Origin of the sequence: Lentzea sp. CC55, assembly GCF_021056325.1 — a bacterium.
Classification (GTDB): Bacteria; Actinomycetota; Actinomycetes; order Mycobacteriales; family Pseudonocardiaceae; genus Lentzea; species Lentzea jiangxiensis.
The window spans coordinates 354,942-373,983 of sequence record NZ_JAJCXE010000046.1; the positions used below are offsets into that span (position 1 = coordinate 354,942).

Annotated in this window: 26 protein-coding genes; 8 read left to right on the forward strand and 18 right to left on the reverse strand. The window is 70.6% G+C overall.

All coding sequences use genetic code 11. The features are described 5' to 3' along the window. Positions 1 to 25: 25 nt before the first annotated feature. On the forward strand, positions 26 to 889 hold the full coding sequence (locus L6E10_RS30995; RefSeq protein WP_236223689.1) for a sigma-70 family RNA polymerase sigma factor: 864 nt from the start codon (positions 26 to 28) through the stop codon (positions 887 to 889). A gap of 115 nt (positions 890 to 1,004) precedes the next feature. After that, positions 1,005 to 1,631 carry a hypothetical protein gene (locus tag L6E10_RS31000; protein WP_090100513.1) on the forward strand — a complete coding sequence of 209 codons (627 nt, stop codon included), beginning with the start codon at positions 1,005 to 1,007 and terminating at the stop codon, positions 1,629 to 1,631. Here the strand turns inward: L6E10_RS31000 and L6E10_RS31005 are convergent, their stop codons facing one another. Together L6E10_RS31005 and L6E10_RS31010 are read right to left on the reverse strand one after the other, a co-directional pair. Continuing rightward, entirely contained in the window at positions 1,632 to 2,444 is an 813-nt protein-coding gene (locus L6E10_RS31005) for a class I SAM-dependent methyltransferase (RefSeq protein ID WP_236223690.1), read from the reverse strand. Positions 2,445 to 2,448: 4 nt separating this feature from the next. Beyond that, positions 2,449 to 3,006, reverse strand: a complete 558-nt coding sequence (locus L6E10_RS31010; RefSeq protein WP_236223691.1) for a carboxymuconolactone decarboxylase family protein — start codon at positions 3,004 to 3,006, stop codon at positions 2,449 to 2,451. Between the two features lie 82 nt (positions 3,007 to 3,088). Between L6E10_RS31010 and L6E10_RS31015 the strand changes: the two genes are divergently transcribed. Then, positions 3,089 to 3,265, forward strand: coding sequence for a hypothetical protein (locus L6E10_RS31015; RefSeq protein WP_236223692.1), 177 nt, complete (start codon positions 3,089 to 3,091; stop codon positions 3,263 to 3,265). On the opposite strand, the gene L6E10_RS31020 is transcribed toward L6E10_RS31015, so the two are convergent. The 5 genes from L6E10_RS31020 to L6E10_RS31040 all read right to left on the reverse strand — a co-directional run bounded on the left by L6E10_RS31020 (position 3,262) and on the right by L6E10_RS31040 (position 7,733). Then, positions 3,262 to 3,780, reverse strand: a complete 519-nt coding sequence (locus tag L6E10_RS31020; RefSeq protein ID WP_236223693.1) for a Scr1 family TA system antitoxin-like transcriptional regulator — start codon at positions 3,778 to 3,780, stop codon at positions 3,262 to 3,264. The genes L6E10_RS31015 and L6E10_RS31020 overlap by 4 nt on opposite strands. Positions 3,781 to 3,849: 69 nt before the next feature. After that, complete coding sequence (locus L6E10_RS31025) at positions 3,850 to 4,854, reverse strand: serpin family protein (protein WP_236223694.1); 1,005 nt, start codon at positions 4,852 to 4,854, stop codon at positions 3,850 to 3,852. 15 nt (positions 4,855 to 4,869) lie between these two features. Next, entirely contained in the window at positions 4,870 to 5,877 is a 1,008-nt protein-coding gene (locus L6E10_RS31030) for a serpin family protein (protein WP_236223695.1), read from the reverse strand. 33 nt (positions 5,878 to 5,910) lie between these two features. Next, positions 5,911 to 7,149 carry a deoxyguanosinetriphosphate triphosphohydrolase gene (locus tag L6E10_RS31035; protein ID WP_236223696.1) on the reverse strand — a complete coding sequence of 413 codons (1,239 nt, stop codon included), beginning with the start codon at positions 7,147 to 7,149 and terminating at the stop codon, positions 5,911 to 5,913. After that, on the reverse strand, positions 7,149 to 7,733 hold the full coding sequence (locus L6E10_RS31040; protein WP_236223761.1) for a YdcF family protein: 585 nt from the start codon (positions 7,731 to 7,733) through the stop codon (positions 7,149 to 7,151). The genes L6E10_RS31035 and L6E10_RS31040 overlap by 1 nt, the downstream gene beginning before the upstream one ends. A 141-nt stretch (positions 7,734 to 7,874) precedes the next feature. On the opposite strand from L6E10_RS31040, the gene L6E10_RS31045 reads away from it, so the two are divergent. Beyond that, positions 7,875 to 8,606 carry a peptidase E gene (locus L6E10_RS31045; RefSeq protein ID WP_236223697.1) on the forward strand — a complete coding sequence of 244 codons (732 nt, stop codon included), beginning with the start codon at positions 7,875 to 7,877 and terminating at the stop codon, positions 8,604 to 8,606. 83 nt (positions 8,607 to 8,689) lie between these two features. Here L6E10_RS31045 and L6E10_RS31050 read toward each other — a convergent pair whose 3' ends face one another. Continuing rightward, positions 8,690 to 10,075 carry a glycine--tRNA ligase gene (locus tag L6E10_RS31050; RefSeq protein WP_236223698.1) on the reverse strand — a complete coding sequence of 462 codons (1,386 nt, stop codon included), beginning with the start codon at positions 10,073 to 10,075 and terminating at the stop codon, positions 8,690 to 8,692. Positions 10,076 to 10,166: 91 nt separating this feature from the next. On the opposite strand from L6E10_RS31050, the gene L6E10_RS31055 reads away from it, so the two are divergent. After that, positions 10,167 to 10,841: a tetratricopeptide repeat protein gene (locus L6E10_RS31055; RefSeq protein WP_236223699.1), complete on the forward strand. Its 675-nt coding sequence runs from the start codon at positions 10,167 to 10,169 to the stop codon at positions 10,839 to 10,841. Here the strand turns inward: L6E10_RS31055 and L6E10_RS31060 are convergent. Beyond that, positions 10,825 to 11,202: an antibiotic biosynthesis monooxygenase gene (locus L6E10_RS31060; protein WP_236223700.1), complete on the reverse strand. Its 378-nt coding sequence runs from the start codon at positions 11,200 to 11,202 to the stop codon at positions 10,825 to 10,827. The genes L6E10_RS31055 and L6E10_RS31060 overlap by 17 nt on opposite strands. A 17-nt stretch (positions 11,203 to 11,219) precedes the next feature. On the opposite strand from L6E10_RS31060, the gene L6E10_RS31065 reads away from it, so the two are divergent. From L6E10_RS31065 to L6E10_RS31075, 3 genes are read left to right on the forward strand one after another with little or no spacing between them, the layout of a single operon-like run. Beyond that, positions 11,220 to 11,498, forward strand: a complete 279-nt coding sequence (locus L6E10_RS31065) for a hypothetical protein (RefSeq protein WP_236223701.1) — start codon at positions 11,220 to 11,222, stop codon at positions 11,496 to 11,498. Between the two features lie 11 nt (positions 11,499 to 11,509). Then, positions 11,510 to 11,860, forward strand: coding sequence for a helix-turn-helix transcriptional regulator (locus L6E10_RS31070; RefSeq protein ID WP_089950753.1), 351 nt, complete (start codon positions 11,510 to 11,512; stop codon positions 11,858 to 11,860). After that, positions 11,857 to 12,255 (forward strand): Fur family transcriptional regulator, encoded by a 399-nt coding sequence (locus L6E10_RS31075; RefSeq protein ID WP_090100492.1) that lies wholly within the window; start codon positions 11,857 to 11,859, stop codon positions 12,253 to 12,255. Before L6E10_RS31070 ends, L6E10_RS31075 begins: the two co-directional genes overlap by 4 nt. Positions 12,256 to 12,285: 30 nt before the next feature. Here the strand turns inward: L6E10_RS31075 and L6E10_RS31080 are convergent, their stop codons facing one another. From L6E10_RS31080 to L6E10_RS31120, 9 genes are read right to left on the reverse strand one after another with little or no spacing between them, the layout of a single operon-like run. Then, positions 12,286 to 12,990: a TIGR03943 family protein gene (locus L6E10_RS31080; RefSeq protein WP_236223702.1), complete on the reverse strand. Its 705-nt coding sequence runs from the start codon at positions 12,988 to 12,990 to the stop codon at positions 12,286 to 12,288. Then, entirely contained in the window at positions 12,987 to 13,997 is a 1,011-nt protein-coding gene (locus L6E10_RS31085) for a permease (protein WP_236223703.1), read from the reverse strand. The genes L6E10_RS31080 and L6E10_RS31085 overlap by 4 nt, the downstream gene beginning before the upstream one ends. Further along, positions 13,994 to 14,419 (reverse strand): hypothetical protein, encoded by a 426-nt coding sequence (locus tag L6E10_RS31090; protein ID WP_176959953.1) that lies wholly within the window; start codon positions 14,417 to 14,419, stop codon positions 13,994 to 13,996. The genes L6E10_RS31085 and L6E10_RS31090 overlap by 4 nt, the downstream gene beginning before the upstream one ends. Positions 14,420 to 14,442: 23 nt before the next feature. Continuing rightward, entirely contained in the window at positions 14,443 to 14,841 is a 399-nt protein-coding gene (locus L6E10_RS31095) for a YbjN domain-containing protein (protein WP_090100486.1), read from the reverse strand. Next, positions 14,838 to 15,662, reverse strand: coding sequence for an isoprenyl transferase (locus L6E10_RS31100; protein WP_236223704.1), 825 nt, complete (start codon positions 15,660 to 15,662; stop codon positions 14,838 to 14,840). The genes L6E10_RS31095 and L6E10_RS31100 overlap by 4 nt, the downstream gene beginning before the upstream one ends. A gap of 48 nt (positions 15,663 to 15,710) precedes the next feature. Beyond that, entirely contained in the window at positions 15,711 to 16,463 is a 753-nt protein-coding gene (gene recO, locus L6E10_RS31105) for a DNA repair protein RecO (protein WP_236223705.1), read from the reverse strand. A 15-nt stretch (positions 16,464 to 16,478) separates the two neighbouring features. Further along, positions 16,479 to 17,375 (reverse strand): GTPase Era, encoded by an 897-nt coding sequence (gene era / locus L6E10_RS31110; RefSeq protein WP_090100480.1) that lies wholly within the window; start codon positions 17,373 to 17,375, stop codon positions 16,479 to 16,481. A 43-nt stretch (positions 17,376 to 17,418) separates the two neighbouring features. Further along, on the reverse strand, positions 17,419 to 17,751 hold the full coding sequence (locus L6E10_RS31115) for a cytidine deaminase (RefSeq protein WP_236223706.1): 333 nt from the start codon (positions 17,749 to 17,751) through the stop codon (positions 17,419 to 17,421). Beyond that, positions 17,744 to 19,033: a hemolysin family protein gene (locus L6E10_RS31120; protein WP_236223707.1), complete on the reverse strand. Its 1,290-nt coding sequence runs from the start codon at positions 19,031 to 19,033 to the stop codon at positions 17,744 to 17,746. Before L6E10_RS31120 ends, L6E10_RS31115 begins: the two co-directional genes overlap by 8 nt. Positions 19,034 to 19,042: the final 9 nt, after the last annotated feature.

A 19,042-nucleotide genomic window follows, 5' to 3' on the forward strand; every position in this document is an offset into this window, starting at 1 on the left:
CTAATCCCCTGGCAAACTGCCAACCGTGACCGCCGCCGACGTCTTCGGACTCCACCGCGCGCACCTGATCGGTGTCGCCTACCGCCTGACCGGCAGCATCGCCGACGCGGAGGACGCGGTGCAGGAGGCGTGGCCGCGGTTCGCGAAGGCGGAGCACGTGCAGGACGCGCGCGCTTGGCTCACGACGGTGGTGAGCCGCATCTGCCTGGACCGGCTGCGCTCCGCCGCCGTGCGCCGCGAGACGTACGTGGGCTCGTGGCTGCCGGAGCCGCTGCTCACGACCGGCGAGGACGAGGACCCGCTGGCGAGCGTGGTCCGGTCGGACGGCGTGCGGATGGCGGCGCTGGTGGTGCTCGACCGGCTCACGCCCGACCAGCGCGTGGCGTTCGTGCTGCACGACGCGTTCTCCTTGCCGTTCAACGAGATCGCCGGCGTGCTGCAGGTCTCGGAGGCCTCCGCCCGCCAGCACGCGTCCCGTGCCCGCAAGGCCGTCGCGGACGCCGAGCCACCGCCCCGCGCGGCGCTGGCCGAGCAGCAGGAGGTGCTGGAGAAGTTCCTGCGGGCCATGTCGAGCGGGGACATCGACGCCGTGCTGGAGCTGCTCCACCCGAACGCCGTCATGATCGGCGACGGGGGCGGCAAGGTGCGCACGGCGGTCCACACGGTCTCGGGCGCGGACAAGGTCGCCCGCTTCTTCCTCGGCCTCTTGCGCAAGTACGGCTATCCGGAGGCGCACCGGCCGGTGCTGGTCAACGGCGACCTGGGCGTGCTCATGCCGGCCTACGGCGAGGTGACGGCCCGTGTGACGGCGTTCACGGTGCACGACGGCAAGGTTGCCGCGATCTACGACATCGCGAACCCGGACAAGCTCGCCCACGTCGAGTTCTGACGGGGCTTTTGGTCTGGACCGTAACTGGAACCGCCGATCGTTCCGGCACTAACGTCCGGTCCCGTCGGTCCAGCCCAAGCCCCCTGCCGCGGGTTGCAACCACCGGAGTTCGACCATGCCCGAACAAGACGTCCCCTCACGCCGGGCGTTCCTCGCGACCGGCGCGGCCGCCGTCGTCGCGCTGACCGCCGCCGGCACCACCACGGCGCGCAGTGCGCCCTTACCCCTGACCCCGACCTGCGTCGATGACGACGACACCCCGTCGAACATCGAGGGTCCCTACTTCAAGCGGGACTCCCCGCAGCGCACCAACCTGCGCACGCCCGGCGTGACCGGCGTCGTGCTCAGCCTGACCGGGTTCGTCTACACGATGAAGTGCGAGCCGATCCCGAACGTCCTGCTGGACTTCTGGCAGGCCGACGACCGCGGCGTGTACGACAACCGGACGTACAAGATGCGCGGGCACCAGTTCACCAACGCCTCCGGCGCGTACGTGCTGGAGACGATCATCCCGAAGGACTACCCCGGCCGGACCCCGCACATCCACGTGAAGGTGCAGGCGCGGGGCGGTCCCGTCCTGACCACGCAACTGTTCTTCCCGGACACCCTGCGGGCGTACGGGATGAACGTGGCCTGGCTGAACCGCCGCGACGCCTACCTCGACCGCGAGTGCGAGGTCGCGCTCGGGCCGCTCGTCGGCAACCGCTACACCGCCAGGTTCGACTTCGTCATCGACACGTGATCACCACCGCAGGCGCAGCAGCTTCCCGACGTCGCGGAGCTTCGGGATCGCGCTGACGACCTTCATCTGGATCCTGCCGGACCTGGGCAACGCGTCCAGGTGCGGCAGGTCCACGCTGCGCCAGGCGTCCACTGTGGTCAGTCCGGGGTGCAGCGCCTCGATCTCGCGCGGGTCGTCGACGCCCCAGTGCAGGGTCGCGCCCGCGTTGCGCACGGCCGGCACGAGCTTCTGCAGCTTGATCCCCCACGACCCGTAGACGTCGAACAGCAGCTCACCGCTGGGGAACCGCTCGGTGATCCGGCGGATCAGCGCGTGGCCGTCCTCCCGCGTCAGGTACATCGTCAGGCCCTCGAACACCCCGACGACCGGGCGGTCCGCGGGCACCTCGGCGAGCCACGCGTCCTCGGTGACCGACGACGCCACCAGCCGGTAGTCGCCCGGCGGCACCGGCAACAGCCTGTGCCGCAACGCGACGACGTCCGGCATGTCGACGTCGACCCACCGCACGGTGCTGGGCCGTTCGACCCGGTGCGCGCGGGTGTCGAGGCCGCAGGCCAGGTGCAGCACCGTGCAGGAAGGGGTGCGGCGGAGGAACTCGCGCGTCCAGTCGTCGAGCACCCTTCCCCGGATGGCGACGCCGACGGCGCTCGTCGTGGTCATCCCGGTCTTCGTGAAGTCGTAGTCGATTCGGTCCGCAGCGCGCTTCGCCTCGTCGTCGTGCAGCACGGACGCGGGGCGCTCGCTGTCGAGCGCCCGTCCGTACAGCGTGGCGAGCATGGTCTCCTGCGCACCCGTCAGGGTGATCTTCTCCACCCTCCTAGTGTGTCGGGACGCGGCAGGCGTCACCACTGGTGAATCCCTGGTCCCTGATGTCGAACGCGCTGTTGAACCGGGCGCGCTGGTTCTCCAGGGCGATCTGGTAGGTCAGCGCGACGAGTTCCTTGCGCCCCAGCAGCCGCTCCAGCTCGGCGACCTGCTCGTCCGTGACGGTGACGGGCGTGCCGGTCATCGCGTCGGCGTAGGCGAGCGCCTTGCGCTCGACGTCGGTGAACAGCGGCGAGGTGGCGTAGTCGTCGATGTGCGCGAGCCGCTCGACGTCCAGACCGCCGTGCTTCATCAGCATGGCGCCGAAGTCGACGCACCACGAGCAGCCGAGCCGAACCGCCGTGCGGTAGACGCAGAGTTCGGACAACGGCCCGTGCACGGCCTTCTTGACCGCCAGCTCGTGCCGCCCGCTCGCGATCAGCAGCCGCGGGTGGTGCGCCATGACCGTGACGGGCTCCGGCACCGCCCCGAACTCGCGCCGCGCGAACCAGTACAGGGCCTTCGTGAGCAGGCCCGCGTCCTTTTTGGTGACTCCGTTGATCCTCGTCATGACCAGTGGACGGGGCAGCCCGCCGGAACGTGACACCTTTGGGTGACTGGGTCGGGAGGCGGTCTGCTCATAGGGTCCACGCATGAGCAACGACTTCGTGCTGGACATCGATCACGAGTCGGCCGGCCTCCTCGCGGGAACGCTGCTGGCGGGCGATTCGTGCGCGGTGCCGGTGCGACACCAGAACGTCAAACTGCTGCTGTGCGCGCTGCCGGGCGAGAACGGGATGCGCCTGTTCCTGCGGCGGAACACGCCTTAGCGGTCGTACACGGCCACATATTGCATGAGCACGTCACGCGAACGTTCGTTGTCGAGGGCCACGACGTGCATGCGCTGGAAGATGTGCACGGCGCGTTCCACGGTCGCCGCGTCGCTGGCGAGCGTCCAGTTGGCGAGGTAGACCAGCGGCGGCTCGTGCTCGTACTGGATGAGCGCGTAGTCGAGCCCGACCGCCGCCGCCCCGCCCGCGCTGGCGGGCACCACCCGGATCGAAGGAGCGTGGAACAGCAGGTGCAGGACCTGGTCCTCCATCAGCCGGTTGCCGCCGACCACGGTCTGCAGCGCGTACTCGTGGATGAAGAACACGCACCGGGGCGGCACCTCGTCCTGCCGCAGCTCCGGTGTCGGCGCGAAGCCCAGCGCCCTGGTCAGCGCCTTCGCGTAGCACTCGGTCCTGAGCAGGACGGGGATGGTGACGCCGCTGAAGCAGGTGATACTCGTGGCGCCCGCCGCGGCGAGCACGACGAGCTGCTCGCCGGCACCGTGCTGGGTCATGCGCAGAACGGTAAGCCCATGATCATGATCGCGCCGTGCGAAACGCTCGCCCATCAGAGCGGCACGCCGTCACGGATGGGCGACCTGCGCGACGAAGTAGACGGCCTTCGACCCGGCGTGCCGGACCACGAGCAGGAACGGCCGGTCGACGTGCACGAGCACCGGGTCGACGGGTGGCCGCGAGCCCGCGCCACGGGTCATCACGACCGCGGTCGCGGCGGCGCCCTCCAGGCCTCGCTCGTCCACGCGCAGCACGGCCTCGTGGACCACCTCGCTCACGACCAGGTGGTCCGGTGAGAGCCCGGCGAAGTCCGCGCCGGCCGAGAACATCGTGCCCACGCCGACCCGCTCGAGCACGTCGCTGAGCTCGAACTTCTCGCGGACGTCCACTTTGGGCAGCAGCAGCGTGATGCCGGCGCTGTCGTCGACGTCGAACGCCGACGGGCCGAGCGGCTGGTCCAGCGACTCGTCGGGCAGCAGCACGAGGACCTCCACGCCGGACCCCGCGGGCAGCACGACCGTCCGCCAGCCGTCGCGGTGGGCGTGGCCGAGCCGGGCCGTGACCTTCATCGTCGGCACCTCCACGTCACCACCGGGCGCGTGGAACAGCCGTGGTTTGGTGGCGTTGGCCTTGAACGGGCGCCGCCAGGAGACTTTCAAGTACAGGGCGTTGACGAGGACCGCGACGGTGGCCGGCGAGACGTGCCCGAGCAGCTCGGGCACCAGGCCGCGCGTCGCCTCCCCGACGGCCGCGTTGATCAGCTCGCGTGCGGTCCGGTGGTCGGAGAACGCCGTGCGCCGGACCGACGACGCGAGCGGGAAGCCGGGGTTCAGGGCCAGGCCGTCGTCGGCCCACAGCATGGCCGCGAGGGCGAGTTCCGGCACGTCCAGCGCGTCGCCGGGGTCGAAGCCGCGGAGCAGGACGTCCAGCTCGGCGCGGGTCCGGCCGCGGGCTCCCTCCCGCGCGAGGGCGAGCGCGCAGGCCACCGAGAACGGCGACCAGCACGCGTTCTGCGACGGATCAGGGACGGCGACGCGGTGCAGGTCCAGGGCGAAGCCGGCCTGATCGGTCAACGAACCTCCAGCTGGCTAAGGACGGGCGACCTGCGCGAGGAAGTAGATCGCGCCGGAGCGGGCGTGCCGGACCGCCAGCAGGAACGGCCGGTCGACGTCCACCACGACCGGGTCCGCCGGGATCTCGAAGGACACCGTCCGGAACGTGACCGCGGTGGCCGCGGCGCCCTCGAGGCCCTCCTCGTCCAGGCGCAGCACCGCCTCGTGGACCACGTCGTCGACGAACAGCCGTTCGTCCGGCGAGAGCCCGCCGAAGTCCGCGTTCCGGGTGAACATGCTCCGGACCCCCAGCCGCTCCACCACGTTTTTGAGCGTGAGCTTCTCGCGCACGTCCACTTTGGGCAGTGACAGCTCGAGCCGGGTGAACTCCCGCGCCTCGAACACGGCCGGGGTCAGCGGCTGCTCCAGCGACTCGTCCGGCAGCAGGACCACGACCTCGACGCCGGAGTCGGCGGGCAGCACGATCGTCTGCCAGCCGTCGTGCCGGGCGTAGCGGAACTTCTCGGTGACCTTCATCGTCGGCACGTCCACGTCACCACCGGGCGCGTGGAACGGCTTCGGCTCCGTCTCCCCCGCGGAGAACGCGTTCAGCCACCCGACCTTGAGGTACAGGGCGTTGACGATGATCGCCGCGGCGTCCGGGGGCGGCGGGCTCTCCAGCAGCTCGGGGATCAGGCCGCGGGTGGTCTCGGCGACGTCGGTGTTGACGAGCTTGCGGACGGTCGAAGGGTCGGAGAACGCCGTGCGCCGCACCGAGCCGGCGAGGGAGAAGCCCGGATCGAGGGTCAGGTCGTCGTCGGCCCACAGCGTGTTCGCGACCGCCAGCTCGGGCACGTCGAGCGCGTCCGAGGCGTCGAAGCCGCGCAGCAGCCCGTCGAGTTCGGCGCGCGTCTCGCCGCGGGCCGCCTCCCGGGCGAGGGCGAGCGCGCCGGCCACGGAGAACGGTGACCAGCAGGCGTTCGAGGACGGGTCGGGGACGGCGACGCGGTGCAGGTCCAGGGCGAACTCGGCCTGATCGGTCACGGGGAGCTCCTGTCGTCGGCGACCTCCCCGAACCTACGCCGATGCGCGGTGCCGGGCCACGGCCTGGGCGTCGGTGAGCAGCGCGACCTGGTCGACCACGACGCGCAGCCTCGCCGCCGGGGAGGACGCCGCCGCGAACAGCGGGCGGAACGCGGGGTCGAGCAGCGCCGGGCGTTCCAGCAGCCGGGTGACGAGGTCGGCGATCAGGTCGCGCTGCCTGGCCTGCATCGCGAGGCGGGCGGGGTCGCTCATCACGTACCGCACGGCCATCGCCTTGAGCAGCGCCACCTCCGCGGCGACCTGCCCGGGGACCTCCAGCGAGGCGTTGTAGCGGGTCAGCGCGCCGTCGCCGTGCACCTCGCGGGTGGCGGTGACGGCGGCCGAGGCGAAACGGCCCACCAGTTCGCTCGTCAGGTTCTTCAACGCCACCTGCGCGCCCAGCGAGCCGTCGTACTCGTGGCCGGTCCAGTACGCGATCACCGGCAGCGTGAGCAGCTCCTCGGCGGTGGCCTCGAGCGTGGCCACGGACTCGTCGGAGAACGTCTTCGCGGCGAGCTCGGCGATGGCGGCGCGTTCGTCGGCACGGGCCAGCGCCCCGAGGCTGATGCGGTGGGCCAGCACGCCGTCCTCGACGTCGTGCACCGAGTACGCGACGTCGTCGGACCAGTCCATCACCTGCGCCTCGATGCACCGCTCGCGGTCCGGTGCGCCCGCGCGCATCCACTCGAACACCTCGAGGTCGTCCTCGTAGACGCCGAACTTCACCATGCCGGGGGTGCGGGCCCACGGGTACTTCGTCGAGGCGTCGAGCACCGCGCGGGTGAGGTTCAGGCCGTGCGCGGACTTGGGTTCGAGACGCGCGAGGATGCGGAACGTCTGCGCGTTGCCCTCGAAGCCACCGCACGGTCCGGCCAGCTCGTTGAGCGCCCTCTCGCCGTTGTGCCCGAACGGCGGGTGGCCGATGTCGTGCGCGAGACCGGCCGTGTCGACGATGTCCGGGTCGCAGCCCAGCTCCTCGCCGATGCCGCGGCCGATCTGCGCGACCTCCAGCGAGTGCGTGAGGCGCGTGCGCGGCACACCGGTGACCTCGGAGCCCTCGCCGGGACCGACGACCTGGGTCTTGCCCGCGAGCCTGCGCAACGCCGCGGAGTGCAGCACGCGGGCCCGGTCACGGGAGAACGCCGTGCGTGTGTCGGTGCGGGCACCCGGCAGCGCGGCGCTCTTGGGGTCTTCGGGGAGCAGGCGCTCCGCGTCGTGGCCGGTGTATCCCATCACCCGATTTTAGGGAGGTTGAACTCCTCGAACACGCCGGCGTGGGCCTTCATCAGGCGGTAGTAGAGCAGCGCTCCGGTCTCGCGCTTGATGTAGTACAGCTGCGTCTCGCGCGTCTGCACGTTCGGGCCGACCCGCGTCGGGGACGTCCACGCCTTCAGGCCCGCGTCCTCGGCCATCGTGCGGGCGCGCAGCGAGTGCCACGGGTCGCTGACGATCACGGCGGTGTTCAGGCTGCGCTCCTGCGCGACCGAGGCGACGGCCCGCAGCGAGCCGAGCGTGTCCGCGCCCTCGCCGACCTGGAGCACCTTGTCCTCGGGAACACCGCGCTTGACCAGCCAGAGCTTGCCGACCTGGCCCTCGGTGAAGTTGTCGCCGGGCTGGCGGCCACCGGTCGTCGCGATGTAGCTGACAACGCCCTCGCGGTAGAGGCCGAGCGCGTGCTCCAGCCGCGCCGCGAGCACGTCGGACGGCACGCCGTTGTACTGCGCGGCGCCGAGGACGATCGCCACGTCGGCCTTCGTCCAGTCGTCGACCCTCGCGACCTGCCACACGCGGAACGCCGTGCCGCCCACCACGAGCATGCCGATGACCAGCACCCCGAAGACGAGGCGCAACACGATCCGGCGAATCCGGGCGAGTGGCTTGAGGGGCGTGGTCCGCACACCGTGCATGGTTCCAGACACCACGCCCACCGCGTTGACGCCCCTGCGAGGATCACCGTCATGCCTGCTGAGCAGCCCACCATCCTCGCCACGTCCGGCGGTGTGCGCGCCGGGAGCCGCACCTACCTCGAGTTCGGCAAACTGATCCACTTCGCTCTCGACCTCTCCGGCGTGGACGGCCGCACGCCGCGCCTGTGCCACGTCGGCACCGCCGGCGGCGACCAGCGCGCGTCGAACGCGAACATGGCGGAGGCCGGCCGGGTCGCGGGCGTCGACGTGTCGTTCCTGAACCTCTTCCCGATGCCGCCGACCGACGACCTCGAGGACTTCGTGCTGTCCCACGACGTCATCTGGGTCGGTGGAGGCTCGGTGGCGAACCTGCTCGCGCTGTGGGAGGTGCACGGGCTCGGCGAGGTGTTCCGCACGGCCTGGCAGGCCGGCGTCGTGCTCAGCGGCGTGTCCGCGGGCTCGATCTGCTGGCACGCGGGCGGCGCGACGGACTCGTTCGGCCCGGACCTGCGGATCGTCACGAACGGCCTGGGCTTCCTGCCGTACGGCAACGGCGTGCACTACGACTCCGAGGAGCAGCGCCGCCCCAAGATCCACGAGGCTGTCGCCTCCGGTGTGCTGCCGCGGACGTACTGCACCGACGACGGCGTCGGCCTGCTCTACCGGGGCACCGAACTCGTCGAGGCCGTGACGGAACGCGCGGGGGCGAGCGCCTACCTGGTGACCAGGGACGGTTCCTCGGCGACCGCGCGGGAGGAGGAGCTCGACACCCGGCTCCTGTGAGGCGGGCCTCGCAGGAGTGCGCCGGGCGGTGAGCGCGGAGCTGGGCGTCCACGGGTGACGCCCAGCGACCCGTCCTGCTCGGATCAGCAGCCCACCAGGCGCGCGGCCAGGTAGGACTCCAGCTGGTCCATCGCCACGCGCTCCTGCGACATCGTGTCGCGCTCCCGCACCGTGACGGCGAGGTCGGTGAGCGTGTCGAAGTCGACCGTGACGCAGAACGGCGTGCCGATCTCGTCCTGGCGGCGGTAGCGGCGGCCGATGGCGCCGGCGTCGTCGAAGTCGACGTTCCAGTTGCGGCGCAGGGCCGTCGCGAGGTCGCGGGCCTTCGGCGAGAGGTCGGCGTTGCGCGACAGCGGCAGCACCGCGACCTTCACCGGGGCGAGGCGGCGGTCGAGCTTGAGCACGACGCGCTTGTCCACGCCGCCCTTGGCGTTCGGGGCCTCGTCCTCGGTGTAGGCCTCGAGCAGGAACGCCATCATCGGGCGGCCGACGCCCGCCGCCGGCTCGATGACGAACGGCTTGAAGCGCGAGTTCGTGGCCTGGTCGAAGTACGACAGGTCGACGCCCGAGTGGTTCGAGTGCGTGGTGAGGTCGAAGTCGGTGCGGTTCGCGATGCCCTCGAGCTCACCCCACTCCTGGCCGCCGAACTGGAAGCGGTACTCGACGTCGACCGTCCGCTTCGAGTAGTGCGACAGCTTTTCCTTCGGGTGCTCGTAGTGGCGCAGGTTCTCCTTGGAGATGCCCAGGTCCGTGTACCAGCGGGTGCGCTCGTCGATCCAGTACTGGTGCCATTCCTCGTCCGTGCCGGGCTCGACGAAGAACTCCATCTCCATCTGCTCGAACTCGCGGGTGCGGAAGATGAAGTTGCCCGGCGTGATCTCGTTGCGGAACGACTTGCCGATCTGGCCGATGCCGAACGGCGGCTTCTTGCGCGACGTGGTCTGCACGTTCAGGAAGTTCGTGAAGATGCCCTGCGCGGTCTCGGGGCGCAGGTAGTGCAGGCCCTCCTCGGTCTCGATCGGACCGAGGTGCGTCTTGAGCAGGCCGTTGAACATCTTCGGCTCGGTGTACCGGCCGCGCGTGCCGCAGTTCGGGCACGGCACGTCGGAGACGTCGCCCTCGGCGACCTCCTTGCCGGTGCGCTCCGCGTACTCCTCGGACAGCGTGTCGGCGCGGAACCGCTTGTGGCACGACTCGCACTCGACCAGCGGGTCGACGAACGCCTCGACGTGCCCGGAGGCGACCCACACGTCACGCGGGAGGATGACCGACGAGTCCAGGCCGACGACGTCCTCGCGGCCGCGGACCATGAAGTTCCACCACTGGCGCTTGATGTTGTCCTTCAGCTCCACGCCGAGAGGCCCGTAGTCCCACGCCGAGCGGGTACCGCCGTAGATCTCCCCGCACGGGTAGACGAACCCCCTGCGCTTGCAGAGGCTGACAACGGTTTCGATGCGATCGGCGGGCAAGGGGAACTCCATCGGGGATGAGAATCGGGGGCTCAAGCCTAGCCCGTCACGTCGAGCCCCGAACGGGCGACCGGAGCCTTACCCTGCAGGAATGGAAGACCGGCTGCGAGAGCTGTGGGACTTCGCCGACCTGGACGGCACCGAGGCGAGGTTCCGCGCGTTCCTGGGTGACGTCGAGACCGACGACGAGCGGGCGGAGGTGCTGACCCAGCTCGCCCGCGTCGAGGGCCTGCGGGAGAACTTCGCCGCAGGTCACGCCCTGGTCGACGAGGCGGAGGTGCTGGTGGCCCCCGACTCGACGGGCCGGGTGCGGGCGCTGCTCGAACGCGGCAGGCTGCACCGCTCCGGCGGCGACCCCGCGGCCGCCCAGCCGCTGTTCGTGGCGGCGTTCATCCTGGCCAAGACCCGCGGCGACCTGTCGCTCGCCGTCGACGCCGCGCACATGGCGTCGCTGGTCGACGACCCGGAGAAGTGGACGAAGCAGGGGCTCGAGATCGTCGTCGCGAACCCCGGGCTGGTGCGCTGGCTCGGGCCGCTGCACAACAACCTCGGCTGGTTCTACTTCGAGAACGGCCGCTACGACGAGGCCCTGGAGGCGTTCGAGAAGACGCCCGAGGCGTACGCGGAGAGCGGCAAGGCCAAGACGCTGCACGCGCTGGGCCGCACGGAGGAGGCCGCGGCGGCCGCGCGGCGGGCGCTGGAGCTCCTGCCCCACGACTCGCACGACGAGTGGGTGGAGGAGATGGAGGCTATCGCCGCGGGGTAGCCGGGCCCGCGGCCTCGCCGAGCCGCACGGTGAACGCGTCCTCGGCGAGCAGGCTGGTGTGCACCTCGACCTCGCCGCCCGCGCTGGTCAGCGCCGGCTCGTACATCGCGGGCTCGTCGGTCAGCGCCTCGGACAGCAGCGGGACGACGTGTTCGCGCACGGGGAACGGCGACATCGCGCGCCGGTAGGCCACCACGGAGTCGAACTCGACCGTCAGCACCCACCGGTCGTCCTCGTCGGTGGACCGCGCCAGCGTGCCCTTGCGGCACCCCGGCTGGGCGGTCAGCAGCTTCAACGCCTCCTCGACGCGCGAGGTGAACGTCTCGGGGTCGGAAACGCGGAAGCGGCACACGAGCAGCACGGTGCAAGGATGGCACGGTGACCTCCAAGCGCCCCCTGCTGCCCGGCGACGGCCCGCTCGCACGCGTCCGCCCCGTGGTGGCGTTCGTGCTCGTGCTCGGTCTGTTCGTCACGGGCGTCCTGGTCGGCGGACTCGTCGGCACCGTCCTGCTCGGCGTCCTGGTCCTCGCCGCCGGGGTGCTGCTGGCAGCCACCTGGAGGGTTCTTTCACCAGCTCAGCGCACATTGCGCGTGGTGGTCCTGATGGTACTGCTCATCATCACCGTAGAATTGGTTGTGAAAATCCCTACCAGGTGAGGTGCGCCGCCATGACCGTCCAGTTGCACGGCGAGCACTCCCCCGAACGCGCGGCCCCCGCGCCCGCTCCGCCCCGCTCCGCGCACACCCTCGCCGAGGCGGGCGACCTGCTGCGCGCACTGGCCGCCCCCGTCCGCATCGCCATCGTGCTTCAGCTGCGGGAACACGACCGCTGCGTGCACGAGCTGGTCGAGGCGCTGGGAGTCGCGCAGCCGCTGATCAGCCAGCACCTGAGAGTGCTCAAGTCGGCGGGCGTGGTGCACGGTGAGAGGCACGGCCGCGAGGTCGTGTACCGGCTGGTGGACGAACACCTGGCGCACATCGTGGTGGACGCTGTGACGCACGTCGAGGAGAAGTTGTGACCGGACTGAGGTCCACCAAGCAGCGCACCGCGGTGTCGAACCTGCTCGACCAGCTCGACGACTTCCGCAGCGCCCAGGAACTGCACGAGGAACTGCGCCGCCGCGGCGAGGGCATCGGCCTGACCACGGTCTACCGCACCCTGCAGTCGCTCGCGGACGCGGGCCAGGTCGACGTCCTGCGCACCGACTCGGGCGAGGCGATCTACCGCCGTTGCTCGGCTCACCACCACCATCACCTGGTGTGCCGCCACTGCGGCCGCACGGTCGAGGTGGAGGGCCCCGCCGTCGAGAAGTGGGCGGACCGGGTGGCCGCGGAGAACGGCTTCTCCGAGGTCAGCCACACCGTCGAGATCTTCGGCACGTGCGCGGAGTGCACGGCCAAGGGTCTGAAGTAGCGGGTCCGGGGCGCGCGGCGCCCCGGACCGTCAGCTCTCGTAGGGCTCGACCGGCTCCGGCACCGAGGTGAACGACTCCACGGTGAAGCTCGGCACCCACGAGTTCTGCTCGGTGGCCGACTTCGGCACGACCTGCCCGGTCACCTCGACCCACTGCTCGTCGGCGATCGTGGGCACGTCCCCGGTCAGCTTCACCTTGAGCGGCCGGGCGTCGGCGGCGCAGCACGAGATCGCGAGCCGTGCGACGAACGTGTCGCCTTCCGAGCGCAGCATGAAGCCGGTCAGCCTGACCCGGCGGCCGTCGAGCGTGCCGGACTCGTCCCACGCCGTGCGCGTGACGAACTCCGTCATGGACAGCGGGATGACGTCGCCGGACGGCAGCTCGCCCAGCAGGTTGCGCGACCGCTGCGTCTGGTTCGTGTCGGCGGCCGAGTTGACGACGTCGCCGCCCAGCGCGGGCGGCGAGATCAGGAACACCGCCATCACCGGCAGCAGCATCAGCCACGTCGAGCGCGACGAGTGCGAGTGCTCGTGGTCGTGCTCGTCGGCCGCCTTGCCCCGGCGGATGTCCCGGATGATCGCGAACAGCGCGAGGCCGATCATGACCACGCCGGCCGCGATGAGCAGCGGCAACAGGCTCTTCTGCACGTAGCGCAGGTACAGGCCCGAGAAGCTGATCTTCAGCAGCGCACCGCCGAGCAGGACCAGCAGGATGTTCTGGGTTTCCCGTCTCACAGCAGCACCACTCCCGACACGACGGCGCACAGGATCGCCACCACGAAGGTAGCGGGCGCGAAGCGGAAGGCGAAGGACCTGCCGAACGCACCGGCCTGCAGCGCGATCAGCTTCACGTCGACGGCGGGGCCGACGACGAGGAACACCAGGCGCGGCAGCAGGGGCAGCGCGGAGAACGCCACCGCCACGAACGCGTCGGCCTCCGAGCACAGCGCGAGGACCACGGCCAGGAACGCCATCACGATGACGCCCAGCACGATCTGACCACCCAGCGTCTGCATCCAGGCGACCGGCACGAACGTCTTGAACGCCGCCGCGAACAGCCCGCCCAGCACCAGGAACCCACCGGCGTCGACGAGGTCGTGCCGCGCGCTCTCGGCGAATACGGCCCACCTGTTGCGGCCGGTGTGGTCCTCCAGGCGCGCCAGCGCGCGTTCGGCGATCCACTCGGCCTTGCCGAAGCGCACCCACAGCCAGCCCATGACCATCGCGGTCAGCAGCGAACCGGTGAACCGGGCGACGACCATCATCGGGGTGTCGTTGAACGCCACCGCCGTCGACACCAGCACGATCGGGTTCACCGCGGGCGCCGCCAGCAGGAACGTCAGCGCGACCGCCGGGGCCACGCCCTGCTGCATGAGCCGTCGCGCCACGGGCACCGAGGCGCACTCACAGCCGGGCAGGGCCACGCCCGCGACACCGGCCACGGGCACGGCCAGCGACGTCTTCGACGGCAGCAGCCTGCGCAGGACCGAGGCCGGCACGAACGCCGCGATGGCGCCGGAGATCAGCACGCCCAGCACGAGGAACGGCATGGCCTGCACGCAGATCGCCACGAACACGGTCGACGCGGTGCGCAGCTTCGGCACGTCGAGCAGGTCGACGAGCCGGGACTGGAAGAGCAGTGCGAGAACGAGGATCCCGCACAGCACCTCCAACGACGTGATCTTCAGCCGAGGCCCGCCGGAGCGCCGCTTCGGCGAGCGGATCTCGCCGGTGATCGTCATTCCGCGTCCAGGTCCAGGAGCCGGCGGTACGTGCGCGCCATGCCTTCGCGGATCTCCTCGGGCGACGGCGGCTCGGCGAACTCCGCCTCTTCCTCCTCGAGGTCGTCCTCGTCGTCGAAGTCGACCGGCGTGCCGTTGACGGTCTCGTCGTCGGCGTCCTCCTCGAGGGCGGCTTCGCGCAGCTCCTCGATGGTGGCGCTGACGTCCTCGGCGCTCAGGGCGGGCAGCATCGGCTTCACGATGGCCAGCACGCCGCCCTCGGCGTCGTCCAGCGCCACGGCCTCGGCCAGCGCGACGGCGTGGTCGCGCTCGTACGGGCCGCAGATGAACGAGTCCCAGTCGTCACCGCCCGACGGCTCGAACGTGACGGTCCACGGGAACTCGTTGACGTCCGAGTCCTCTTCCGGCTCGTAAATGATCACGCCACCCATGGAAGGGTCCTTTCTCAAGAAAACCGGGAGAGGAGCTCGCCGCGCACCTGCGACGCGGTCGACACGACCAGCATGAGCAGCGTGCTCAGCGGCTCCGGCTTGAGGCCGTCCGCCGGGAACGCGTAGCGCAGCATGACGTCCGTGCCGCGCTCGGAGTGGATCACGCCGAGCGTGCCGAACAGGCCCTGACCGGCGCGTTCGGCGACCCACGCGGCCGCTTCGGCCGGCAGGTCCCACGCGACGACGACTGTCAGCGAGAGCACCGTCAGGCCCTCGGCCAGCTCCATGCCCTGCACCGCGCACGGCACGTCGCCGTGGCGGAAGCTCAACGCGCCGTCGTCGTCCACGGACACGTCGTGGAACAGCTCCAGCGCCTTGCGCGCGGCCTCCAGGGCCTCACCGCTCGCGTTCACGACGACACCACCTCCTCGCCCGGCTTGTCGACGGCACCGCCGAAGCGCCGGTCGCGACCCGCGAACTTCTCGCAGGCGCGCCACAGGTCGCGGCGGTCGAAGTCCGGCCACAGGATGTCCTGGAACACCATCTCGGCGTACGCGGACTGCCACAGCAGGAAGTTCGAGATGCGCTGCTCGCCCGACGGCCTGATGAACAGGTCGACGTCCGGCATCTCCGGCTTGTAGAGGTGCTTGGCGAGGGTGCGCTCGTCGACCTTGTCCGGGTTGAGCTTCCCGGCGGCGACCAGGCGCGCCACCTCGCGGGCGGCGTCACCGATCTCCGCGCGGCCGCCGTAGTTCACGCACATCACGAGGTTGAGCACGTCGTTCTCGGCCGTGCGGACCTCGGCCTCCTGCAGCTGCTTGATGACGCTGCCCCACAGGCGCGGCGCACGGCCGGCCCAGTGGATGCGCACGCCCATCTCGTCGAGCTCGTCGGTGCGGCGCGCGATCACGTCGCGGTTGAAGTTCATGAGGAAGCGCACCTCGTCGGGGCTGCGCTTCCAGTTCTCCGTGGAGAAGGCGTAGAGGGACAGCCACTTCACGCCCAGCTCGATGGAGCCCTTGGCGACGTCGAGCACGACCTGCTCACCGCGCTTGTGGCCCTCGACCCGCGACAGGCCGCGCTGGTTCGCCCAGCGGCCGTTGCCGTCCATCACGATCGCGATGTGCTGGGGCACCAGGTCGGCGGGGATGTCCGGGGGCGTCGCTCCGGACGGGTGCGGCTCCGGCGGGCGCGGGACGCGCTTCTCACGCTCGGAGCGGCGGCGACGCAGCATTGGACCAGGCATCCTTTCGACCGAAAACCGTTGTCGACTCGCGCCACCCTAGCCGTCCGCCGGCTGCGCCTTCCGCTCGACCAGCGGCAACGAACGCAGCTGCCGTTCGAGGTGCCACTGCAGATGGGCCGCGACCAGCCCACTCGCGTCACGGCGGGCGATGTGCGGGATCTCGTCCACCACGGTCCACTGCCCGTGCAGCAACGCCGACAGCAACGTCAGCGTGTCCCGCGACGGCGACGACGACCCGGCGGGCCGGCAGTTCGGGCAGCACGAGCCCCCTGCCTGGACGCTGAACGCCCGGTGCGGACCGGGATCGCCGCACTTCGCGCACTCGTTCACAGCGGGCGCCCAGCCCGCGAACGCCATCGCACGCATGAGGAACGCGTCCAGCAACAACGACGGGTCGCGCTCAGCACCCGCCAACGCCCTGAGGGCCCCCACAACCAGCATGTAGAGCCGCAGCACCGGTTCGCCCTCTTCGGCGGTCAGGCGGTCCGCGGTCTCGACGATCGCGCACGCGGCCGTGTAGCGCTGGTAGTCCTTCACGATCCCCACGCCGAACGCGTCCAGCGTCTGCACCTGCGTGATGATGTCGAGCGTCCGGCCGGGGTGGAACTGCACGTCGACGTGGCAGAACGGCTCCAGCCGCGCACCGAACTTCGACGACGTCTTGCGCACGCCCTTGGCCACGGCGCGGAGCTTGCCGTGGCGCTGGGTCAGGAAGGTGATGATCCGGTCCGCTTCACCGAGCTTCTGCACGCGGAGCACGACGCCGGTGTCGCGGTACAGGTTCGCCATCTGCAGCCCCGCCGTCTAGAAGCCCAGGCGGCGCAGCTGCTTCGGGTCGCGCTGCCAGTCCTTGGCGATCTTGATGTGCAGGTCCAGGTACACCCGGCTGCCCAGCAGCCGCTCGATCTGCTTGCGCGCCGCCGTGCCGACCTGCTTGAGCCGCTCACCCCGATGCCCCAGGATGATCGCCTTCTGCGACGGCCTCTCCACGAACACGAACGCGTGGATGTCGATCAGGTCGTTCCGGCCCTCGCGCGGCTGCATCTCCTCCACCACCACGGCGATGGAGTGCGGCAGCTCGTCGCGCACGCCCTCCAGCGCGGCCTCGCGGATGAGCTCGGCCACCAGCGTCTGCTCCGGCTCGTCGGTCAGGTCGCCGTCCGGGAACAGCTGCGGGCCCTCGGGCAGCTTCTGCAGCAGCAGGTCGCTGAGCTTGTCGACCTGGAAGCCGTCGACCGCGGAGACCGGGATGATCTCGGCGAACTCCATGACCTTCTGCAGCGCGAGCAGCTGCTCCATCACCTGCTGCTGCGACACCAGGTCCGTCTTCGTCACGATGCCGACGACGGGCGTGCGCTTGGCGACCTTCTCCAGCTCGGCGGCGATGAACTTGTCACCGGGACCGACCTTCTGGTCCGCGGGCACGCAGAAGCCGACCACGTCGACCTCCGACCACGTCTCGCGCACCAGGTCGTTCAGGCGCTGGCCGAGCAGCGTGCGCGGCCGGTGCAGACCCGGCGTGTCGACGAGCACGAGCTGACCGTCCTCGCGGTGCACGATGCCGCGGATCGTGTGGCGGGTCGTCTGCGGCTTGCTGGACGTGATGGCGACCTTCGTGCCCACCAGCGCGTTCGTCAGCGTCGACTTCCCTGCGTTCGGGCGGCCGACGAAGCACGCGAACCCGGAGCGGTAACCATCCATCAGTCCATTGTCCCTCTACCCGCTTCGGGCCGTGCGCTGACCCTCAGACCCGCTCGCGCACCTCACCGGAGGTGTTCGCGAGGAACACCGGACCGGTCGGAGTGAGGTCGCGGACCGCCGCCAGCGACTCCGCGTCCACCGCCGTGTGCTCGGTCACCACGACGGCCGCCTCCAAGCCCTCGGCACCGCTCGACACCGCCGCGGCGACCGCGGCCTGCAGCGCGGTCAGCTTCAACGACGGCAACGAGACCGTGGACGCGTTGTACGTGCGGCCGTCGAGGTCGCGCACCGCCGCGCCCTCCGCCGCGCCGTTGCGCGCACGGACCGAGCGCGCCAGCGTGACGAGCTTGGCGTCCTCGGGATCGATGTCAGTCATCTTCTTCTGTCTCCTTCTGCACGGGACGCACGAGCACAGTGGTGACGCGGATGCGGCCGCGCACGTCCTTGCCGCCCTCCGCCCGCATGCGCAGACCCGCGATCTCCGCCTCGGTGCCGGGCAGCGGCACGCGCCCGAGCCGCTGCGCGAGCAGGCCGCCCACGGTCTCGACCTCGTGGTCGTCGAGCTCGGTGCCGAACAGCGCGTCCAGGTCGTCCACCGGCAGGCGCGCGCTGACCCGCACCGCGCCGTCCTCCAGGTGCTCGACCGGCGGCCGGTCGTCGGTGTCGGACTCGTCGGTGATCTCGCCGACGATCTCCTCGAGGATGTCCTCGATGGTCAGCAGGCCCGCGGTGCCGCCGTACTCGTCGACGACGATCGCCATGTGCTTGCGGGAGACCTGCATCTCGCGCAGCAGGTCCGCGATCGGCTTCGAGTCCGGGATGAAGCTCGTCGGGCGCATCAGCTCCGCCACGGTCTTCGGGTCCTCGCCGTCGGCCAGCGTCGCCCGCATGAGGTCCTTGAGGTTCACCACGCCGAGCACGTCGTCGACGCTCTCCCCGATCACCGGCAGGCGCGTGTAGCCGGTGCGCAACGACAGCGCAAGCGCCTGCCGCACCGACTTGGCCTGCTCGATCCACACGATCTCCGTGCGCGGCACCATGATCTCGCGCGCGATGGTGTCCCCCAGCTCGAACACCGAGTGGATCATCTCGCGCTCGCCCTCGTCGACGACGCCGCGCTCCTGCGCCATGTCGACGAGCTCGCGCAGCTCCACCTCGGAGCTGAACGGGCCCTCGCGGAAGCCCTTGCCGGGCGTGATCGCGTTGCCGATCAGGATCAGCAACTTCGACAGCGGCCCGAGAACCCGGCCGAGCTGCCGGACGGTGCCCGCGGCGAGGAGCGACACGGCGTAAGGGTGCTGACGGCCGAGGGTGCGCGGACCGACGCCGACGAGCACGTACGACACGATGAGCATGCTCAGGCACGAGTACAGGACAGCGAGCCCGTCCTCGGCGACGTAGTCGAGGAACACCGTCGTGACCAGCACCGCCGCCGACATCTCGCACGCCAGGCGCAGCAGCAGCAACAGGTTGACGTGCCGCGGCCGGTCGTTGAGCACGTGCAGCAACTGCCCGGTCCCCCAGCGCCCCTGCCGTTGCAAGGACTCCACCCGTGCACGTGACACGGTGCCGAGAGCGGCATCCACACACGCGAACAGACCTGCGGCCAGAACGAGCACAACGGCCAGCACGATCACACTGGCAGGGTTCGCGCTCATGATCCAGTT